The organism is Stenotrophomonas sp. SrG, assembly GCF_050031795.1.
Taxonomy (GTDB): domain Bacteria; phylum Pseudomonadota; class Gammaproteobacteria; order Xanthomonadales; family Xanthomonadaceae; genus Stenotrophomonas; species Stenotrophomonas rhizophila_A.
Genome location: NZ_JBNBBE010001386.1, coordinates 1 through 235 on the forward strand (window position 1 = coordinate 1; position 235 = coordinate 235).

General features: G+C 66.0%; 1 protein-coding gene. It reads right to left on the reverse strand.

Annotation, left to right across the window (positions count from 1 at the left end; genetic code table 11):
- Nucleotides 1-235, reverse strand: a 235-nt coding sequence (locus ACQG3P_RS23955) for an amidohydrolase family protein (protein WP_426806444.1), incomplete at both ends; no start/stop codon positions are given.

Below are 235 nucleotides of genomic sequence, written 5' to 3' on the forward strand. Positions count from 1 at the left end.
GCATTGCAGCTGCACGACACATGCACCATGGCCGGCACGTCCAGCTCCAACATCGTCTCGAAGAACGGGTACCAGGCCCGGTAGGGCAGTGGCTCCCCGTTCCAGTGGCCCCCGGAAGGGTCCGGATTGAGGTTGCAGCCGTCAAAGCCGAGCTCGTTGACGCACCGCTCCAGCTCGGCGATCGAGTTGGCGATGGGGACGCAGGGCGACTGCGGCAGCTGGCACACGCCGATGA